This window comes from Microlunatus ginsengisoli, assembly GCF_039537205.1.
GTDB lineage: Bacteria > Actinomycetota > Actinomycetes > Propionibacteriales > Propionibacteriaceae > Microlunatus > Microlunatus ginsengisoli.
Window position 1 is genome coordinate 13144 of sequence record NZ_BAABAB010000028.1, and the last position, 18849, is coordinate 31992.

The window sequence follows — 18849 nt, forward strand, 5'->3', positions numbered from 1 at the left end:
CGACTGTTTGAACGCCGGTGACATGATGGGTCGCAATGTCCAGCCGCCCGTACCCGTCGCCCGTGGTCGTCGTCCTGGCGTTGGTGGCGGCGACGTTCCTGGCCGGCTGCACCGGCGGCAGCAAGCCCGCCCCGACGCCGAGTCTCGACAGTCCCGAGCGTGCCGCCGCCGAGCTCGCCGACGGGTTGTCGAGGGCGGATCTCGGCGCGGTGGAGTTCGCCAGCGCGTCCAGTTCGGACGTGAACACCGAGTTCAAGGCGATCGTCGCCGGCATGGGCCCGGTCCACCCGGCGGTCGGGGTCGCCTCGCTGAACGCCCAGAACGCGTCCGCGACGGCCACGTTGCGCTACACCTGGCAGTTTCCGGGCGTTCCGATGACCTGGGTCTACGACACCACCGCGGACCTCGCCCGGGAGGGCGGCCGGTGGAAGACTCGCTGGACACCGGCCATCGTCCAGCCCGGCCTGGACGGCAGCAACCGGCTGCGCCAGCATCGGCTCTATCCCGAGCGCGGCGAGATCCTCGGCGAGGACGGGGACGTGATCGTCACCAACCGGTCGGTGGTCCGGATCGGGCTCGATAAGAGCGCGCTGAAAGCGGAGCAGCTGGCGACGTCGGCTCGACGACTCGCCACCTTGGTCGGCGTCGATCCGAAGAAGTACGCGGCCGCGGTCGAGGCCGCCGGACCGGAGGCCTTCGTCGAGGCGATCGTCTTCCGGGCCACGGACTCCCGGCGCCCCGCGAACCGCGTGGTCGCGCAGATCCCGGGCGCGCTGCCGGTCGAGGACGAGCAGATGCTCGCACCGACCGCGACGTTCGCCCGCCCCGTCCTCGGCACGGTCGGCCAGGCCACCAAGGAGATCGTCGACGACTCCAGTGGTGCCGTGGTCGCCGGTGATCAGGTGGGGCTGTCCGGTCTCCAGCGCCGCTACGACGGTCGGCTCCGCGGCACACCCGGGGTCGTGGTCGAGCTGGCCGCGGCCAAGACGGCCGCTGCGTCCGCGGAGCCGTCCGGATCGTCGTCGGACGCCGCGGGGGAACGCGGCTCCGCTTCCTCGGCCAGCCCGTCGCCGCGGCCGGCCCAGACCCTGTTCGAGGCTCGCGCCGTCGCCGGCCGAGACCTCACCATCACGATGAACATCGGGCTGCAGAAGCTGGCCGAGCAGGTGCTGGCCGGCACCAAGCCGGCGAGCGCGTTGGTGGCGATCCGTCCGTCGACCGGAGCGGTCCTCGCCGTCGCGAGCGGCCCGGGCAGTGCCGGCCAGTCGATCTCCACCGTCGGTCAGTACGCCCCCGGGTCGACGTTCAAGGTCGCGACCAGCCTCGCGTTGCTTCGGGCGGGCCTGAATCCCGGCTCCAAGCTCAGTTGCCCGGCCCGGATCGAGGTGGACGGGCGGTCGTTCAAGAACTATGACGACTACCCCAGCGATAGCCTCGGCCAGATCGACCTGCGAACCGCGCTGGCGCAGTCCTGCAACACCGCCTTCATCTCTCAGGCCGGCAAGGTCAGCGACACCGACCTGGCGTCGGCAGCCGGGTCGCTCGGGCTCGGGGTCGACTACGACGTGGGCTTCCCCGCGTACTTCGGCTCGGTGCCCGCCGAGGACGGCGGCACGGGGCACGCCGCCTCGATGATCGGCCAGGGCAAGGTGCAGGCCTCGCCGCTGGCCATGGCCTGCGTCGCCGGCTCGGTGGAAGCAGGCAAGACCGTCGTCCCGCACCTGGTCGAGGGCGTCACCCCCAAGTCCGCCGCCGAGCCGCTCACCGCGAACGAGGCCGGCCAGTTGCGCTCGATGATGCGCTCGGTGGTCACCGACGGCAGCGGTCACCTGCTCGAGTCGCTGGACGGGCCCGCCGCCATCGCGAAGACCGGCACTGCGGAGTACGGGACCAAGCAGCCGCCGCAGACCCACGCCTGGATGATCGCGGCGCGGGGCGACCTGGCCGTCGCGGTCTTCGTGGCCGACGGCGCCAGCGGATCGCACACGGCCGGCCCGCTGCTGCAGCGGTTCCTCACGTCGGCGAGCTGAGAGCGTCCCGCCCCGGGTCGGGATCCGGCAGGCGGTCAGAACACCCAGTAGGACGCGACCGCGGCGGGCAACAGCCCGAGCAGCACGAACGGGGAGTACGGCCGGCGCCGGTTGATCAGCAGAATCGCCGCCGCGGCCAGCAGCCCGACCACGCCGCTCATCACCCACAGACCGATCGAGTCGCTCTGACTGATCGCCGTGCTGAACGCGCTGTAGGCGGCGAGGGCGAAGGTCGGGGCGCCGAACACGACGAAGCACAGCGCGGAAATCACCAGCCGCTGAACCAGGTCGAGACTTCGTGCCTCCGCCTCGCGGACCCGATCCACAGCGTCTCCTCCGTCTTTCCTCGCAGGCAGGATAGTCGTCCGGCGACCGCGCAATCGCCTTCATCCGGCGCTCCTGGCCTCGGTCGCGCGTGATGTTCGCCACCCCTGCTCGTCGCCTTCGGCCAACCCCAGCCGCTCCAGGCCGGCGAGCTCCGCCAGCGTCACCGGCACGCTCAAACCGGCCCGCAGCGCGACGTCACCGACCGCCGCCCGGCTACGGGACGGGAGCGCTTCGAACACCGCCAGTTGGCGCTCGTCCAGGTCGTCGGTGGCCCGAGCACTCCCGCGCGGCGGCGCGATCAGGCACTCTCCGATCCCGGCGACCAGCTCGAGCACCTCGGCCGCCGAGGTGACCAGGCTCGCCTGGCCGGACCGCACCAGCTGGTGTGGTCCGCTCGACATCGCCGAGTACACCGGACCGGGCACGGCCATCAGCTGGCGGCCGCAGTCCACCGTCCAGCTCGCGGTGTTGCGCGCCCCGGAGCGCTCGGCTGCCTCGACCACGACAGTCCCCCGCGCCATGGCCGCGATGATCCGGTTGCGGGCCAGGAACCGTACCCGGCTCGGCGTCTCGCCCGGCGGCAGCTCCGACACGATCACATGGTCGCGGGCGATCCCGGTCAGCAGCGGCGCATTGCCCTTCGGATAGGGGACGTCGACCCCGTTCGCGAGCACCGCGACGGTGGCCCCCTCGCCGGCCAGCGCGCCTCGATGGGCAGCGGTGTCGATCCCGTACGCACCGCCGGAGACCACCGTCGTACCGCGGCCGGCCAGGTCCATCGCGAGCTCGCTGGCGGTCTGCGTGCCGTAGGCGGTCGCGGCCCGCGATCCGACCATGGACACGGCCCGCTCGCAGAGCTGGCCGAGATGGCCGGGGCCGCGCAACCACAGTCCGACGGGCACCCCGGCGCGCCGCTGGATCGGCGCCAGGAAGCGCAGATCGTCCAGCCCGGCCGGCCACTCCTCGTCGCCGGGCACGACGAACCGGATCCGGTAGTGCCGGGCCAGCACGGCGATCTGGCGGTGATCGATCTCCGCGGCCCGGCGACCGACCGGCTCGCCCAAGGCGTTGCGTCGCACCAACTCCCATGCCTCGATCGGCCCCACGTCGGCGACCAGGGCCGCCAACGCCGGGTCGCCGGCGTCCACCACGGCCGACAGCGCCATCCGGGCAGCGCGCTCGGACGGCTCACTCACCGGGTCACCACCCAGCCGGGAGACGGATCGCCCCGCCGCATCGCCAGCGCGACCGCCACATGATCGGCGAGCGGCCGTCCGGCGCCGGCCAGGTCGGCGACCGTCCAGGCGACCCGGAGCACCTTGTCGACACCGCGCGGACTGATCAGTCCCCGGTCCAGTGCCTCGTCGACCGCCTCCAGACCGTCGGGCAGCGGCAGCCGGCGACGCAGGTGGGGCCCGGACACCTCGCCGTTGCAGCGCCACTCGGTGCCGGCCAGCCGCCGCGCCTGGCGCGCCCTGGCCTCCAGCACCCGTTCGGCCACCTGCGCCGAGGTCTCGCCGCCGGTCAGCGCGGCCCGGACCTTGCTGCGGCGCGGCGGGCGGAACGCCTGCGAGATGTCGATCCGATCGCGGATCGGGTCGGACAGCCGCTGCGCATAGCGCCGGATCGCCATCGGTGGGCAGCGGCAGTCTGCGCCCGGGGTCGCGGCCTTCCCGCACGGGCACGGGTTCGCCGCCATCACCAGCTGGAACCGCGCCGGATAGCGGGTCTGCGACTGGCTGCGATGCAGGAACACCACGCCCGACTCGAGCGGCGTGCGGAGCGCCTCGAGCACCTGGCTGGAGAACTCCGGGGCCTCGTCCATGAACAGCACACCACGATGGGCCCGCGAGATCGCACCGGGCCTGGCCATCCGCGGTCCGCCGCCGATCACCGCCGGCATCGACGCCGAGTGGTGCGGATCCGCGTACGGCGGGCGGGTGATCAAGCCGTCGCCCAGCTCGACGCCGGCCAGCGAGTGGATCGCCGACACCTCCAGCGCATCGGCCAGGTCGAGGTCGGGCAGCAGGCCCGGCAGTCGCTCGGCCAGCATGGTCTTGCCGACGCCGGGTGGGCCGTGCAGCAGGACGTGGTGACGACCCGCGGCGGCCACCTCCAGCGCCCACTTCGCCTCGGCCTGGCCGGCCACGTCCACCAGGTCGGGCTGAGTTCTTGCCTCGCCAGCGCCCGGATCGGCGTCGGGATCGTCGTCCGGATCCTCCTCGTCGGGCACCTGCTCGTGCCGGAACAGCGCGACCAGCTGCCGCAACGATGCGACCCCGAAGACCTCGATGCCGGCGACCAACCGAGCCTCTGCCGCCTGTCCGCGCGGCACAATCACCCGGCGGACGTCGTGCTGGGCCGCGGTCAGGGTGGCCGGCAGGATGCCGCGAACCGGCCGGACCCGGCCGTCGAGTCCCAGCTCGCCGAGCAGCACCGTGCCGGCCAGCTCGCGCGGGTCGAAGGCGTCGTCCGCGGCCAGTACCGCGGCCGCGATGGCCAGGTCGTAGTGCGAGCCGGCCTTCGGCAGCGTCGCCGGGCTGAGGTTGATGGTCAGCAACGACGACGGCCAGCCCAGCCCCGAGTTGGCGGCGGCGGCCTTGCACCGGTCCCGGGCCTCGTACAGCGCCGCGTCCGGCAGGCCCACCAGCACCGTCCGCGGCAAGCCGCCGGCGATCGCGGCCTCGACCGCGACGATCCGGCCGTCCAGCCCGACCAAGGCGACCGAACGCGCAGTAGCCATGGCCATCAGCCGATCCCCCGCTCGTGCCGCAGCACCGGCGCGGTCCCCGGCCGCAGCACGATCCCGACCGCGTCGATCCGGATCGCGTCCGGCTTGTCCGCCGATTCGGCCAGCCACTCCGCCGCCAGCTGCCTCAGCTTGCGCACCTTGGCATAGGTGATCGCCTCCAGCGGGTCGCCGAAACCCAACCCGGATCGGCACTTCACCTCGCAGAACACCACGGTCGTCCGGCCGCGGATCTGCTCCACGGCGACGATGTCGATCTCGCCGAGCCTGCACCGCCAGTTCCTGGCCAGGATCGCCATGCCCTGACGTTCCAGCTCGGCCACCGCGAGGTCCTCGCCCCGGACCCCGAGGCTCTTGGCCGCCCGATCGGTCATCTCCCACCTCCACCTTGCACCATGCGGAGGAGGGACCCGATCGTGCCGGGTGGTGCCGAAATCTGTGGAAAACGTTCCAGCCGGTCCGAACCTGTGGACAACGCGGCCGCCCGACCGGACCGGCATGGGTGTTTCGAGAGGGTGGACCGAATGGCCGGCGGCTGACGGCACGATCCGGCCGCGGCGGGATTCTGGGGGTGGTCAGGCCCGAATTGACCCCGACTTTCCCGCCACGGACGGATCTTGCGACGCAGCGGCCAGTCGCGAGGGACCACCGGGTCGCGACGGGCTCCTACGCGAACGCCGTGACGCGCCGCGCGCCCGCGCCGCCTGCGAATCACCGCACAAGCCGGCCGCGGCGGGATTCTCGGGGCGTCCCGGCCGGAAACGACCCCGACATTCCCACCACGGACGGATCTCGCGACAGAGCGGGCCAGTCGCGAGGGACCGTCGGGTCGCGACGGGCTCCTACGCGAACGCCGCGACGCGCCGCGCGCCCGCGCCGCCTGCGACTCACCGCACAAACCGGCCGCGGCGGGATTCTGGGGGCGACCCGGCCCGAAACGACCCCGGCTTTCCGGCCACGGATGGATTTCGCGACGGAATGATGGCCAGCCGCGAGGGAACCACTGGGTCGCGATGGGATGACAGGCCAGAGAAGAACCGCGCCCGCGCCGCTACCCAAACCCCGCGCCCGCCGCCCGCGCACCGGCGGCGACTCACGGCAAACTCCGGCCGTGGCGGGATTCTGGGGGCGATCCGGCCCGAAAGGACCCCGACTTTCCGACCGCGGATGGATTTTGCGACGGAGTGACCAGTTGCGAGGGAATCACCGGGTCGCGACGGAGTGGCCAGTCGCGAGGTGTCCAACGCAACCGCGCCGCCAATCGCGACTCACATCAAGAATCCGGTCGCGGCGGGATTCTCAGGACGATCCGGGCCGAAACGATCCCCACTTTCCGGCCACGGATGGATGCTGCGAAGGAGTGACCAGTCGCGAAAGGAGCAACCGGTTCCGAGGGATGAGCAGTCGAGGCGACCGCTACTCGGCGACGCTCTTGGGAACCTGGAGGTCGCTGTGTGCGATCTCCTCGATCGACACGTCGCGGAAGGTGAGCACCTTCGCGCTCTTCACGAAACGCGCCGGCCGGTACATGTCCCACACCCAGGCGTCGCCCATCGACACCTCGTAGTAGACGTCACCGCCCTCGGTCCGGACCTTCAGGTCGACGGCGTTGCAAAGGTAGAAGCGTCGCTCGGTCTCGACCGCGTAGGTGAAGATGCCGACGACGTCTTTGTATTCGCGATAGAGCTGGAGCTCGAGCTCGCTCTCGTACTGTTCAAGATCCTCGGCGCTCATGGCGCACCGACTCTAGCCGTTCGGGACACGTTCTCGAAGCGCATCCGGTGTGTGGCCGACGGTCCGAGCCGATCCAGCCGCTCCTGGTGCAGTTCGGTGCAGTAGCCCTTGTGGATGTCGAAGCCGTAGTCGGGATAGCGCTCGTGCAGCCGGCACATGATCCGGTCCCGGGTGACCTTGGCGATGATCGACGCAGCCGCGACGCAGGCGGCGACCCGGTCGCCCTTCCAGACCGCCAGCCCGGGCACGCCGAGACCGTCCACCCCGAACCCGTCGGTGAGCACGAATCCGGGCGCCACATCGAGCCGCAGCAACGCGCGCCGCAGCGCCTCGACGTTGGCCACGTGCATGCCCATCCGGTCGCAGTCGCCGGGCTCGATGGCCACCACCGACCAGGCGAGCGCCTTCCGGGTGATCTCGGCGTAGCAGCGATCCCGCTGGGCCGCGCTGAGCAGCTTGGAGTCGCGCAGGTCGGTGATCTGGCGGGATTTCGTGTCGGCCAGGATGACGGCGCCGGCGACCAGCGGTCCGGCGCACGCACCGCGCCCCGCCTCGTCCGCGCCCGCCACCGGACCGAGACCGACCCGCTTGAGCGCGCGCTCGTAGCCGTACAGCCCTGGCCCGGGACGTACGCCCGGGGTGACGATCGTCGACGTCAACAGCTCACCCCCTCGGGCTCGATCACCCCTCGATCCGGCGCGGGCGAGGATGGTGCCGGGACGTCGTCGAACGTCGCCGGTCGGTGCAGGACCTGGAACCGGCTCAGCGGCCACGCGATCGCGACGGCCGGGCCGACCACCAGCTTCTCGGGCACGAACGCCACCTGGCCCTTGGCCTGGGTGGTGGACAGGTCGGACAGGTGGCAGCGGGAGTCCGCGCTGAGGTCGCGATGGTCGCCCATCACGAAGATCCGGTCCTTCGGGACGACCACGCTGAACTGGACCTCCGACGGCGCGACCTGGGTGCCGTCCGGGCTGGTGTAGAGGTACGACGTCTCGTCCAGGGCCTGCCCGTTCACCGTGATCCGCCCGTCGGCGTCACAGCAGACGACCTTGTCGCCCGGCATCCCGATCACCCGCTTGATCAGATGACCTGCACTGGCCGCGGTCGGGATGCCGATGAACTCCAGCACCCTGTCCACCGGGGTCGGCTCGCCCGTCTCGGCCTCGCCGAGCCAGTTTCCCGGATCGGCGAAGACGACCACGTCGCCGCGATGGAACGAGGTGATCTTCTGCACCACGACTCGGTCGCCGATCAGCAGCGTGTTCTCCATCGACTGCGACGGGATGATGAACATCTGCCCGACGAAGGCCCGGAGCACGATCGACACCAGCAGCGCGCCGACGATGACGATCACGAATTCCTTGATCCACGACCCTCCGCCGCCGCGTCGCGCGCCCGCGGCGGTCTGATCGTCGGTGGTCACCATCAGCAGTTCGCATCCGCGCCGGCGCGGACTTCGGCGGTCCCCGGGGCGGGGCTCTTGCCCGGCGGCACCGTGTCGTACGTCGACGGGATCGGCAACCGGGACGCGTCGGACAGCGGCCAGGCGATGGCGATGGCACGGCCCACCACGAGATCCTCCGGGACGAACGCGTTCTCGCCCTTCACTGTGCCACTGTCGTTGAGGTGGCAGCGCGAGTCTCGGCTCTCGCTCCGGTTGTCGCCGAGCACGAAGATCCGACCGTCGGGCACGACCACGTCGAACCTGATGTCCGACGGCACGCTCTGCTGGCCGCTCGAATCGGTGTAGAGATAGCTCGTCTCGTCCAGCGGCTGCTGGTTGACCGTGATCCGGCCCTTGCTGTCGCAGCAGATGACCTGGTCGCCGGGCAACCCGACGACCCGTTTGATCAGGTGGTCCGCGCTCGAGTCCGGAAGCACCCCGATGAACTCCAGGGCGCGACCCACGGGCCCACGCTCGGAGCCCTCGCTCTCCTCGTTCAGCCAGCCGCCCGGGTCCTTGAAGACCACGACCTGGCCGCGCTTGATCGAGCTCAGCTTCTCGACCACCACCCGGTCGCCGATCTGCAGCGTGTTCTCCATCGACTGGGACGGGATGATGAACATCTGCCCGACGAAGTAGCGCACCAGCGACGCGACGATGATGGCACCGATCACCACCATCAAGAGCTCCTTGACGAAGGCGATGACGTGCTCGCCGAACGTCATGCTCCGCGGGCCGGAAGGCTCCTCGTCGGTCGCCTCCGGCGCCGGCTCGCGCTCAGTCACCGGAGAAGACTAGCCGGGCGAACCGAAGGATCCGGGCCAATCGCGCGATGCGTCGGGGAGCCGGTCCGTCCGGCCCTGAGAACTGCGGTGCCATGGCCGCCGGGCGTGACGCCCAGCCGCCTACGCGTCCCGCTTCTCCTTGATCTTGGCGGCCTTGCCGCGCAGTCCGCGCAGGTAGTACAGCTTGGCCCGGCGGACGTCGCCGCGACGCTCGACCTCGATCTTGTCGATGATCGGGCTGTGCAGCGGGAAGGTGCGCTCGACGCCGACGCCGAAGCTCACCTTGCGGACGGTGAAGGACTCCCGCACGCCCTCACCCGAGCGCGCGATCACGACGCCGGCGAAGACCTGGATGCGGGAGCGGTTGCCCTCGACGACCTTCACGTGCACTCGGACGGAGTCACCGGGTCGGAAGACGGGGATGTCGCTGCGCAGCGACGCCTGGTCGAGCTCGGAGATGAGCTTGCTCATGAAACTACCTCGTCAGTGCCACAGGTCACCGCGGTCGAATCCTTTTCGAAGCCCTCGATCGGCACGATCCCCCTGTGGCAGGCGCCCCGGTCGCGGGTGGACAACAGCGATCAAGTCTGCCACACCGCCGGCGAGGGGCGCTAATCGAGACCGCCGCACGTTGAGGGCGGGTCGCGCCCGGCGTACGCGGCGTCACGGCACGGCCGACGCCTCAGCCGGTACGTCGGTCGCCGATCGGGGCGACGCCGGTCAGCCCGGCGCCGAGACAGACGAAGCCCATCGCCGCCGCCACCGCGTGCGGGTCGGCCGGATCGACCGCCCGCTGTGCCGCGCTGAGCGCATCGGCGACGCTCGATCCGGCGGCCAGTCCACGGTGCAGCCCCACCATCAACTCGGTCGTCGCGACGTCGTGGATCGGCACCACCGAGGCCACCACGTTGCGGGTGCCCGCCGCCAGGAAGGCCGCGCTCAGGCCGAGCACCTCCCCGCTGCTCGCCACCACGTCGCGGCCGCTCTCGCAGGCGGCGAGCACGACCGAGTCGACCACCTGCTCGGGCTGGTCGAGGTCGTACACCGTGAGCGGGCCGTCGGCGAGGCGCAGACTGGAGAACAGCGGGTTGTCGGCCCGGACGGTGCCGTGCGCGGCCAGGTGCAGGACGGCCGTGCCGGGCAGTTCTGCGGTCAGCCGGGCGACCGAGGCGGCGTCACCCAGCAACGCGTCGACGCCGTAGATGGCGGCGACCCGCTCGGCCTCCAGCCGGCCCCCGCTGAGCCCGGGCCCGGCCACGGACACGGCCCGGCCGGCGACCGGTTCACGCTCGATCGCGTCGACCCACAGCGTCGCGGCCGGGGCGACCGTCACCGGCCGGCCGGCGAGCATCGGCAGCAGCGACCAGGGCATTCCCTGCAGGACCGAGGTCGGGACGAGGACGACGCGACGGTCGGCCAGCAGGTCGGCCAGCGGGCGGACCAGGATGGCGGCCAGTTCCGCCGCGGTCCGCCGCAGCAGCCTGAGCGCGGCGGCGGCACTGGCCGTGGAGGTGCCCCGGTAGGCGAGCCGGCGCAGGGCGAACGGCAGCCAGCGGATCCGCTCCCGGACGTCGGCCAGCGCACCCAGCGGGCGCAGCACGGCCCGCCCGTCGGTGACACAGACGGCGTGCAGCGTCCCGCCGAGGTGGACGTACTCGACCAGCGCCGCGTCGCCCAGCGCCTCGGACAGCCGCTCCACGCTCAGCTCGCCGGCTGCGGCCACCACCGACGTAACCCCACCTCGCCGGGCCTGATCGCGGATGGCGTGCTCCAGCCCCGCCTGCTCGCGCAGCAGGCCACCAATCCCGCGTCCGGCGGCCAGCCGCTCGGCCTGCGCCGCCAGCAGGGTCCGCAGCTGCGCCATCAGCCGGCTCAGCTCGGGGTCGGCGGGCGGCCGGACAGGGCGGACGAGGAGGTGGCGGGATCGGCCCAGCTCGGCCCAGCGCAACACACCGTCGGCCGAACCGGCCGCCAGCGCGTGCCGGAGCCCGATCTCCACCAGGCTCACACCGAGTCCCGAGACGTGCGCCCGCAGCTCGGTGGCCGCCATGGTGTTGCGGTAGTCGTCCAGAATCCGCAGACCGCGTGCGGCGGCCCGGTCGGCGCCGCGGAGATCGCCCGCGTCCTGGCGCAGCAGCGCGGTGGCGTACCAGGCCTTCACCCGCTGGGTCGCCACACCCCGGTGCCGAGCGGCACTGACCTGCTCGAGCTGGGCGCGGCCGGCCGCGCGCCGCCGGCCGGCCAGGCCGCGCCGACCGGCGAGCAACCGCAGATCGAGCGCGGTGGCTCCCCAGCCCTGGGCCGCCGCGTCGTCGGCCGCCGCCCGCAACTCGGCCAGTCCGACCCCGGCCGGGTCCGCGGTGAAGCGGGCGACCAGCAGCCCGTATCTCGCCTGCGTCATCCAATACGCCCGTTTCTGCCGGCCGAGCAGACGGACGGCGCGGCGACCCTCGCGCACCGCGCGGACCGGGTCGCCGTCGAGTGCGACGGTCCGCGCCAGCAGCAGCAACGCCTCGGCGCTGCCCAGCCGCCGGCCCTGCCGGTCGAACATCTCCACCGCAGCCTCCGCCGCGAGCCGGGCCTCGTGCCACAGCCCGACGGACAGCAGCAACTCGCTCCGCTCGATCAGCAGCGAGGCGTTCGGCGTGGCCAGCGAGGCATAGATGGACTCGGCGGTGGCGAGCTGCTCCAGCGCCGCCGGTACGTCGCCCAACCGCCGATGCACCAGCATCAGGTTCTCGTGCACGAAGGCCAACGGCAGCCGGAGGCCGAGTTGCTCGCACAGGCGCTGCGCCTCGTGCAGGTCGCGGATCGCCGGGCCGTAGGACTGCCGGAACGCATGAACCAGGGCGCGATTGGACAGCACCCGCTGCACCCAGACCACATCGCCGGCCCGTCTCAGCGGCGGCAACGCCGTCTGGAGGTCGTCGAACGCCTGGTCCAGCAGACCCAGCTGCTGCCGGATCGCGGCCCGCTGCGCGGTGGCACGGGCGCGACCGAGCGGTCCCAGATCGCGCAGCGCGATCTCGATCTCGGTCAGCGCCTGGTCGGGCCGACCGGAGAGATTGATCGCGAACGCAAAGGTCATCCGGGCCTCGGCGGCCAGTTCGTGCGCCCCGCCCCGCTCGGCCAGTGCCATCGCCGACCTCAGGTGCCGCCGCGCGGCCGCCAGATCTTGGAGGTACATCGCTGCCAGGCCGAGCGCGCGCTCCGCGACACTGGCGGCGTCCAGCTCGCCCGCGTCGTGTGCTGCGCGAGCGGCGGCGGTGGCGATCCGCACCGATTTCTCGGGGTCCACCTGGACGACCCGCAGCGCCTCGCGAGCACGAGCGAGCGTCACGGTCTCGCTCACCGGAAAAATACTAGTGGTTGCCCCGGAAACACCCCCGAGGCTCATGTATCACACGCCGGGGTCGACGATCTGTGACACGAATGTGGTCAAGCTGAGAAACGCAGTAGGAGAGGATCGGAGCAAGCTGTGACGCGAGCGAAGTCAACCGTCCGGCTGCGGTCGTACGGGTCGCGTGCGGCGGCCGTGCGATGGTGAATCCTCCTCGGTCGATCGAGGCACTGGTTGCCGAGGCGAAGGCGGGCAACCAGGACGCCTGGAACGCGATCGTCGACCGGTACGCACCGCTGGTCTGGGCGATCTGCCACAGCTATCGGCTGTCCCCGGCCGACGCGGCCGACGTGACCCAGACGGTGTGGCTGCGGGCGATCGAGCACCTGGAGACGCTCCGGACGGCCGCCGCACTGCCCGGATGGCTGAAGACGACAACCCGCAACGAGTGCCTGCGCAACCTCTCGGCGAGCGCGCGGACACCCTGGCAGTTCAACGAGGTCACCATGGACGTCCGCAGCGACTCCCCGGCGCTGGACGCGGAGCTGCTGGCCGCCGAGCGCCGAGCAGCGGTCCGGGAGGCGTTCGCCCAGCTGCCACCCCACTGTCAGCGGCTGCTGACGCTGCTGATGTCGGGCGACGACGTGCCCTACAAGACGATCAGCAGCCAGCTGGACATCCCGGTCGGCAGCATCGGACCCACCCGATCGCGCTGCCTCGACAAGCTCCGGGACTGCCCGGCGCTGCGTTCGTTCGCAAGCCGCGACGCGCGGAATGGAGAGTGAGCAGAATGTCCGATCGACATGCGTCCGACGAGCAGGACCGCCCATGGCTCGAACTGCTGCGGGAGTCGCTCGCCGAGGTCGACCAGGTGCCCGCCCACATCCTGGAGGCCGGCTATGCCGCCTTCAGCTGGCGAACGATCGACGCCGAGCTCGCGCTGCTGACGTACGACTCGACCGCACCCGGCGCACTGGCCGGGGCCCGGTCCCAGCAGGCGTCACTGCGGGCGATGACCTTCGCCAGCGCGTCCTGCACGATCGAGCTGCAGCTCGACGGCGACGCGGTGCTCGGCCAGCTCATCCCGGCCGACGGGGGCGGCGCGCTCAGCCTGCTGCTGCGGGACGGGACGAGCACGGCGATTCCCTACGACGAGCTCGGCTGCTTCACCGTCACACCGTCGCCCGGCGAGGCGTTCCGGCTGCAGTTGTCCGGCGATCCCGCGGTGATCACCGACTGGATCACCGTCTGAGCGGGCCGGCCGGCGACGCGGCCGCGGGCGTCGAGTGAATATTCGCCCTCACGGATGTATCAATCGGCCGACTTCGCGATCCATCACCACATCAGGGGTCGGAGGCGGGCAAGCCTCCGGAGCTGGGGGCATCGAATCATGGGGCACCGCCCGCAGCTCGACCCCGTCCGGGAGGAGTTGATCACTGGTGAGCGGCACGGACACGATCGCTGAGCCGGCAGCGCGTCAGGCGCTGCCCTGCCAGCTCGACAACCGGCTGTTCTTCGCCGAGCAGGCGCACGACATCGATCGAGCGAAGGCGCTGTGCACCGACTGCCCGATCCGCAGGGACTGCCTGGTCGGCGCGATCGAGCGGCGCGAGCCATGGGGAGTGTGGGGCGGCGAGGTATTCGTCGACGGCGTCATCGTGGCCCACAAGCGCGGCCGCGGCCGCCCCCGCAAGCATCCGCTGGTCGCCCAGCAGACCCCGTGCCGAGACGTCACCGCGGCCGCCTGAGCCCGCGGCCCTATCGCTTGCGGGCTCGCACCCGCACCAGGCGCGCGGACGGCCGCGACTTCGCGGCGGCGCGCTTCGCCTTCACCGCTGCCGGACCGGCAGCGGCAGGGCCGGACAGGCCGTTCACCGACAGACCGCTGAGGTCGAGCACCACGTGCGTCGTGGCCCGGGCGTACACCCGGACCGCAAACAGGTCACCGACCGGGCCCACCGCGACGAACACACCGTTGGCGATGCTCTGGCCCTTGACGAAGTTGATCGTCGAAGCCACCGGCCGCGGCCCGGGCGGGCACACGGTGACGAAGCCGTTCGACTGGGCACCGGTGATGGTCACGTTGAGGAACGCAGCCTCGACGCTGTAATCGGTGGCGGTGGCGGTGTCGATCGCGATATCGATCCAGGCGCCGTCCTTGAGCCGGAAGGCGCTGTCGAACGGCGACGGCGAGGCGTCGATGATGCCGAGCCGGCCATCGGAATTGCGGGTGTCCAGGACTCGAACCGGGGTGAACGCCACCGGCACCGGGAGCTGGGCGATGTCGACGCCCGTCGCGAGGTAGGTCGTGAACGGGCTGCCAGTGCCGTCGTCGACGCCGACCCAGGGACCCTGCACGCCGCCGGCGACGTTGCCGATTGCCAGCGAGCCGGGATCGTCGTCGGTGACCGGGTCGAGTCGCAGCGCCGGGCCGGTCTGGTTGATCAGTCGCATGGTCGGCGTCGTCGCGCCGTTCTGCATCGTGAACGTGGTCGACTGGTTGTTGGCGGTGAAGCTGCCGCCCACCGTCACCGGATCGCCGACGGCGGCGTCGGCGCGGGTGACCCGCGATCCGGCGATCACCGCCCCGGCCGCGACGCCGGCCGCAATCGCTCCACCACGTAGCACGCCGCGACGCGCCACCACCTGAGATTCTTCGCTCACCCTCGAGACCCCTTCCGCAGGACATGTGCGCCGTCCAACCGGGCGGCGCACGAAGCTATCCCGGCGGGAGTGGTCTCATCAAATTGTTCGGTCTCGATCCGATCACGGCGCGGTGCCGCCGGCAGCTGGCTGCTCGGCCGTTGGTCGCGACGACATCCGGCTCGCCTCGGATCGAGGAACCGAGTTCACCGGGCCTGCGCAGCCGAGCGGGTGGGACGGCTAGTTGTTACCCTTCATCAAGGCGCCGAGCAGATCGCGGTTGAGCCGCGAGATGGTCTCCAACGGGATCCCCTTGGGACAGACGGCGGTGCACTCGCCGATGTTGGTGCAGTTACCGAAGCCCTCCTCGTCGTGCTGGCTCACCATGCCCAGCACGCGCGAGTGCCGCTCGGGCTGACCCTGAGGCAGCAGCCCGAGGTGGGTGATCTTGGCCGCGGTGAACAGCATCGCCGAACCGTTCGGGCAGGCAGCCACGCACGCGCCGCAGCCGATGCAGGTGGCGGCGTCGAAGGCATGATCGGCATCCCGCTTGGGCACCAGCTGGGCATGCGCCTCCGGCGCGGTTCCGGTCGGCGCGGAGATGTAGCCGCCGGCCTGGATGATCCGGTCGAACGCGCCCCGGTCGACGACCAGGTCCTTGATCACCGGGAACGGCTCGGCTCGCCACGGCTCGATGTCGATCACGTCGCCGTCGGAGAAGGAGCGCATGTGCAGCTGGCAGGTGGTGGTCTGCTGCGGACCGTGCGCGATGCCGTTGATCACCAGCCCGCACATGCCGCAGATGCCCTCGCGGCAGTCGGAGTCGAAGGCGATCGGGTCGTCGCCTTCCATGGTCAGCCGCTCGTTGAGGACGTCGAGCATCTCCAGGAACGACATGTGCTCGGAGACGTCGGGCACCTCGTAGCTGACCATCCGGCCGGCAACATCCGGCGACGGCTGCCGCCACACCCTGACCGTGATCTTCACTGTGAATCCTCCTGGCTCGCGCCCGCCAGGGGCGGCGTCGAGTTCTCGAACGTCACTTGTAGCTCCGCTGCTTCATCTCGACGTACTCGTAGACGAGCGATTCCTTGTGCAGGACGGGCCGTCCGCCGTCCCCGCCCCACTCCCAGGCGGACACGAAGGCGAACTCCTCGTCGTGCCGCAGCGCCTCGCCGTCCTCGGTCTGCGACTCGGCCCGGAAGTGGCCGCCGCACGACTCGCGGCGGACCAGCGCGTCGATGCACATCAGCTCGCCGAGCTCCAGGAAGTCCGCGACCCGGCCGGCCCGCTCCAGCGCCTGGTTCAGCTCCTCGTTCGTGCCCAGCACGCGGACGTCGGACCAGAACTCCTTGCGCAGCTCACGAATCCGGGTGATCGCCTTGCGCAGGCCCTCCTCGGTCCGCTCCATCCCGCAGTAGTCCCACATGATGTGGCCGAGCTCCTTGTGGAAGGAGTCGACGGTCCGCGAGCCGTTGATCGACAGCAGCGTGTCGATCCGGTCCCGGACCGCGTCGACGGCCGCGACCGCCGCCGGGTGGGACGCGTCCACCTTCGGGAACGGGCCGTCCGCGAGGTAGTTGGCGATCGTGTACGGCAGCACGAAGTAGCCGTCCGCCAGACCCTGCATCAGTGCCGACGCGCCGAGCCGGTTCGCCCCGTGGTCGGAGAAGTTCGCCTCGCCGGCCACGAACAGGCCGGGGATGGTCGACTCCAGGTCGTAGTCGACCCACAGGCCGCCCATCGTGTAGTGCACCGCCGGGTAGATCCGCATCGGCGTCTCGTACGGGTTCTCGCCGGTGATCTGGGCGTACATGTCGAACAGGTTGCCGTACTTGGCCTCGACCGCCTTGCGGCCGAGCCGCTTGATCGCATCGGCGAAGTCGAGGTAGACCCCGAGCCCGCCCGGGCCGACGCCGCGGCCCTCGTCGCAGACGTTCTTCGCCGCCCGGGACGCGATGTCGCGCGGCACCAGGTTGCCGAAGCTCGGGTAGATCCGCTCCAGGTAGTAGTCGCGGTCCTCCTCCGGGATCTGCCGCGGATCGCGCTTGTCCTCGCCGGACGCCGGCACCCAGATCCGGCCGTCGTTGCGCAGCGACTCGCTCATCAAGGTCAACTTCGACTGGTAGTCGCCGGAGACCGGGATACAGGTCGGATGGATCTGGGTGTAGCACGGGTTGCCGAACAGCGCGCCCTTGCGGTGTGCCCGCCAGGTCGCGGTGACGTTGCAGCCCATCGCGTTGGTGGACAGGAAGAACACGTTGCCGTAGCCGCCGCTGGCCAGCACCACGGCATCGGCGAACTGGGTCTCGATCTCGCCGGTCTTCATGTCCCGCGCGACGATTCCGCGGGCCTTCCCGTCGACGATGATCAGCTCGAGCATCTCGTGCCGGGTGTGCATGGTCACCGTGCCGGCGGCGATCTGCCGCTCCAGCGCCTGGTAGGCGCCGATCAGCAGCTGCTGACCGGTCTGGCCGCGGGCGTAGAAGGTCCGCGACACCTGGACGCCACCGAACGAGCGGTTGTCCAGCATGCCGCCGTATTCGCGGGCGAACGGCACGCCCTGGGCGACGCACTGGTCGATGATGTTGGCGCTGACCTCGGCCAGCCGGTAGACGTTCGACTCCCGGGCCCGGAAGTCGCCGCCCTTCACCGTGTCGTAGAACAGCCGGTACGTCGAGTCGCCGTCGTTGCGATAGTTCTTGGCCGCGTTGATCCCGCCCTGGGCGGCGATCGAGTGCGCCCGCCGCGGCGAGTCCTGGTAGCAGAAGCTGGTCACCTGATAGCCGGCCTCGCCGAGCGTCGCGGCGGCGGAGCCACCGGCCAGCCCGGTGCCGACGATGATGATCGACAGCTTGCGCCGGTTGGCCGGGTTGACCAGCTTGGCCTTGAACTTGCGCTCCTCCCAGCGGCGGTCGATCGGCACGTTGGGCGCCTTGGTGTCGGCGACGTCGTCGCCGAGGACATAGAGCGAGTCGGCGTCGACGGAGTTGATCTCGTCGGCCGGAGTCGTCTCGGGCGGGATCGTCTCCGGGGGAACGGTCGTGGTCATCAGCTCACCAATCCGAACAAGATCGCGTACGGGGGAAGCAGGAAGCCGATCACCACGATCAGCGCCACTGCATGGGCCAGCAGGTTCAACCGGCGCCGGGCCACCGTGCTGGTGTTCGCGCCGAGGGTGGTCAGCGCGCTCCAGGTCCCGTGCCGCAGATGGAAGCCGACAGCGATCAGCGCGACGGTGTAGAGCAGCACCACCCACCACACGCCGAAGCCGTTGACGACCCGCTGGTACGGGCTGTCGGAGCCGCCGCCCGGATGGATGATGCCCCAGGTGAACTGCGCCAGGTGGAAGATCACGAACAGCAGCACCGTCACCCCGCCCCAGCGCATCGTGAACGACGCGTACGTCCGTTGCACCCCACGCTTGGACTTGGTCGTCTGATAGCGCTTCGTCGGGGATTCGCCGCCGCGGGCGAGCCGGGACCGGCGCCACAGCGTCGCCGCCGAGTACACGTGGGCGATGATCGCGGCCAGCAGCACCACCCGGATGATCCACAGCGCGCCGCCGTACGGCAGGATCGGCTCACCCATCGTCCGCAGGTGGTGGGCGTACTCGTCGAAGGCCGCCGGGCCGGCGAAGACCTTGAGGTTGCCGTACATGTGGGCGAGCAGGAACCCGATCATGATCAGGCCACTGACCGCCATCAGCGCCTTGAGCGCAACCGTCGACCGCGCCGCCTTCTGCGCCGGGGTCAGTGTTGATAGGGCCACGGGCCTTACCCTAGAACTCCTGA

18 protein-coding genes are annotated in these 18849 nt (G+C 70.9%); 4 read left to right on the top strand and 14 right to left on the bottom strand.

What is annotated here, in order from left to right; all coding sequences use genetic code 11:
• Nucleotides 1-35: 35 nt before the first annotated feature.
• Entirely contained in the window at nucleotides 36-2030 is a 1995-nt protein-coding gene (locus ABD747_RS18545) for a penicillin-binding transpeptidase domain-containing protein (RefSeq protein ID WP_344807338.1), read from the top strand.
• Between the two features lie 35 nt (nucleotides 2031-2065).
• Here ABD747_RS18545 and ABD747_RS18550 read toward each other — a convergent pair whose 3' ends face one another.
• The 10 genes from ABD747_RS18550 to ABD747_RS18595 form a co-directional block, all read right to left on the bottom strand.
• Nucleotides 2066-2356, bottom strand: coding sequence for a hypothetical protein (locus ABD747_RS18550; RefSeq protein ID WP_344807340.1), 291 nt, complete (start codon nucleotides 2354-2356; stop codon nucleotides 2066-2068).
• A gap of 60 nt (nucleotides 2357-2416) precedes the next feature.
• Nucleotides 2417-3553, bottom strand: coding sequence for a DNA-processing protein DprA (gene dprA / locus ABD747_RS18555; protein WP_344807342.1), 1137 nt, complete (start codon nucleotides 3551-3553; stop codon nucleotides 2417-2419).
• Complete coding sequence (locus ABD747_RS18560) at nucleotides 3550-5106, bottom strand: YifB family Mg chelatase-like AAA ATPase (protein WP_425562559.1); 1557 nt, start codon at nucleotides 5104-5106, stop codon at nucleotides 3550-3552. Before ABD747_RS18560 ends, dprA begins: the two co-directional genes overlap by 4 nt.
• The gene (locus ABD747_RS18565; RefSeq protein ID WP_344807346.1) at nucleotides 5106-5480 is read right to left on the bottom strand and encodes a YraN family protein; all 375 of its coding nucleotides are present in this window, start codon (nucleotides 5478-5480) and stop codon (nucleotides 5106-5108) included. The genes ABD747_RS18560 and ABD747_RS18565 overlap by 1 nt, the downstream gene beginning before the upstream one ends.
• A 1042-nt stretch (nucleotides 5481-6522) precedes the next feature.
• Nucleotides 6523-6840 (bottom strand): DUF2469 domain-containing protein, encoded by a 318-nt coding sequence (locus ABD747_RS18570; protein ID WP_344807348.1) that lies wholly within the window; start codon nucleotides 6838-6840, stop codon nucleotides 6523-6525.
• A complete protein-coding gene (locus tag ABD747_RS18575) occupies nucleotides 6837-7499 on the bottom strand; it encodes a ribonuclease HII (RefSeq protein WP_344807350.1) in 663 nt (220 codons plus the stop codon). The genes ABD747_RS18570 and ABD747_RS18575 overlap by 4 nt, the downstream gene beginning before the upstream one ends.
• Entirely contained in the window at nucleotides 7496-8269 is a 774-nt protein-coding gene (gene lepB / locus ABD747_RS18580) for a signal peptidase I (RefSeq protein WP_344807352.1), read from the bottom strand. Before lepB (ABD747_RS18580) ends, ABD747_RS18575 begins: the two co-directional genes overlap by 4 nt.
• A complete protein-coding gene (lepB, locus tag ABD747_RS18585; RefSeq protein WP_344807354.1) occupies nucleotides 8269-9072 on the bottom strand; it encodes a signal peptidase I in 804 nt (267 codons plus the stop codon). Before lepB (ABD747_RS18585) ends, lepB (ABD747_RS18580) begins: the two co-directional genes overlap by 1 nt.
• 120 nt (nucleotides 9073-9192) lie before the next feature.
• Nucleotides 9193-9543 carry a 50S ribosomal protein L19 gene (gene rplS / locus ABD747_RS18590; protein WP_344807356.1) on the bottom strand — a complete coding sequence of 117 codons (351 nt, stop codon included), beginning with the start codon at nucleotides 9541-9543 and terminating at the stop codon, nucleotides 9193-9195.
• 211 nt (nucleotides 9544-9754) lie between these two features.
• Complete coding sequence (locus ABD747_RS18595; RefSeq protein WP_344807358.1) at nucleotides 9755-12424, bottom strand: CHAT domain-containing protein; 2670 nt, start codon at nucleotides 12422-12424, stop codon at nucleotides 9755-9757.
• A 188-nt stretch (nucleotides 12425-12612) separates the two neighbouring features.
• Between ABD747_RS18595 and ABD747_RS18600 the strand changes: the two genes are divergently transcribed.
• From ABD747_RS18600 to ABD747_RS18610, 3 genes are all read left to right on the top strand, one after another.
• Nucleotides 12613-13197 carry an RNA polymerase sigma factor gene (locus ABD747_RS18600; RefSeq protein WP_344807360.1) on the top strand — a complete coding sequence of 195 codons (585 nt, stop codon included), beginning with the start codon at nucleotides 12613-12615 and terminating at the stop codon, nucleotides 13195-13197.
• Nucleotides 13198-13202: 5 nt separating this feature from the next.
• Nucleotides 13203-13664 (top strand): hypothetical protein, encoded by a 462-nt coding sequence (locus ABD747_RS18605; protein ID WP_344807362.1) that lies wholly within the window; start codon nucleotides 13203-13205, stop codon nucleotides 13662-13664.
• 187 nt (nucleotides 13665-13851) lie between these two features.
• Nucleotides 13852-14160 carry a WhiB family transcriptional regulator gene (locus ABD747_RS18610; protein ID WP_344807364.1) on the top strand — a complete coding sequence of 103 codons (309 nt, stop codon included), beginning with the start codon at nucleotides 13852-13854 and terminating at the stop codon, nucleotides 14158-14160.
• Between the two features lie 10 nt (nucleotides 14161-14170).
• On the opposite strand, the gene ABD747_RS18615 is transcribed toward ABD747_RS18610, so the two are convergent.
• The 4 genes from ABD747_RS18615 to ABD747_RS18630 form a co-directional block, all read right to left on the bottom strand.
• Entirely contained in the window at nucleotides 14171-15076 is a 906-nt protein-coding gene (locus tag ABD747_RS18615; RefSeq protein WP_344807366.1) for a hypothetical protein, read from the bottom strand.
• Nucleotides 15077-15295: 219 nt separating this feature from the next.
• The gene (locus ABD747_RS18620; protein ID WP_344807368.1) at nucleotides 15296-16042 is read right to left on the bottom strand and encodes a succinate dehydrogenase/fumarate reductase iron-sulfur subunit; all 747 of its coding nucleotides are present in this window, start codon (nucleotides 16040-16042) and stop codon (nucleotides 15296-15298) included.
• Nucleotides 16043-16094: 52 nt separating this feature from the next.
• Nucleotides 16095-18107: a fumarate reductase/succinate dehydrogenase flavoprotein subunit gene (locus ABD747_RS18625; protein ID WP_344807370.1), complete on the bottom strand. Its 2013-nt coding sequence runs from the start codon at nucleotides 18105-18107 to the stop codon at nucleotides 16095-16097.
• Entirely contained in the window at nucleotides 18107-18826 is a 720-nt protein-coding gene (locus tag ABD747_RS18630) for a succinate dehydrogenase cytochrome b subunit (protein ID WP_344807372.1), read from the bottom strand. Before ABD747_RS18630 ends, ABD747_RS18625 begins: the two co-directional genes overlap by 1 nt.
• Nucleotides 18827-18849 lie beyond the last annotated feature (23 nt).